This window comes from Rahnella perminowiae, assembly GCF_019049755.1.
Taxonomy (GTDB): Bacteria; Pseudomonadota; Gammaproteobacteria; order Enterobacterales; family Enterobacteriaceae; genus Rahnella; species Rahnella perminowiae.
Window position 1 is genome coordinate 1 of sequence record NZ_JAFMOS010000128.1, and the last position, 893, is coordinate 893.

At 48.0% G+C, this 893-nt stretch carries 1 tRNA gene and 2 rRNA genes; all 3 read left to right on the forward strand.

What is annotated here, in order from left to right:
• Window positions 1-84, forward strand: a 16S ribosomal RNA gene (locus tag J1785_RS00685); the annotation flags it as partial.
• Between the two features lie 143 nt (window positions 85-227).
• Window positions 228-303 (forward strand) — tRNA-Glu (locus J1785_RS00690).
• A gap of 235 nt (window positions 304-538) precedes the next feature.
• Window positions 539-893 (forward strand): 23S ribosomal RNA (locus J1785_RS00695); the annotation flags it as partial.

The following is an 893-nucleotide window of genomic DNA, read 5'->3' on the forward strand; positions in this document are numbered from 1 at the left end:
GCGCTTACCACTTTGTGATTCATGACTGGGGTGAAGTCGTAACAAGGTAACCGTAGGGGAACCTGCGGTTGGATCACCTCCTTACCTCAAGATACGCATTGTGCAGTGTCCACACAGATTGTCTGATGAAATTAATGAGCAAGAGCACCTGTTGATGCGGTAAGGGCAACCTTACGCTGATGCGAAAAGTGCCAAACCACTCAGGTGGTCTGGTACGGATTTTTCGTGTCCCCATCGTCTAGAGGCCTAGGACACTGCCCTTTCACGGCTGTAACAGGGGTTCGAATCCCCTTGGGGACGCCAATCCGATAATGTGTGAAAGACATTATCACCTGTTCTTTATGAACAGAAAATAACTTAAAGATGACTTTAACGAGTCATGTTTAAGATATTGCTCTTTAACAATCTGGAACAAGCTGAAAATTGAAAGTTTACAGCTGAACATCACTCTCCGTATCTGTACTGAGTGGTGGATTAGTCTGTAACAGAGTCTCTCAAATAATCGCAATGCGACGGTGGAAACACCTTCGGGTTGTGAGGTTAAGCGACTAAGCGTACACGGTGGATGCCTAGGCAGTCAGAGGCGATGAAGGGCGTGCTAATCTGCGAAAAGCGTCGGTAAGGTGATATGAACCGTTATACCCGACGATACCCGAATGGGGAAACCCAGTGTGCTCCGGCACATTATCGTTAGATGAATACATAGTCTAACGAGGCGAACCGGGGGAACTGAAACATCTAAGTACCCCGAGGAAAAGAAATCAACCGAGATTCCCCCAGTAGCGGCGAGCGAACGGGGAAGAGCCCAGAACCTGAATCAGTTTGTGTGTTAGTGGAAGCGTCTGGAAAGTCGCACGGTACAGGGTGATAGTCCCGTACACAAAAATGCACAG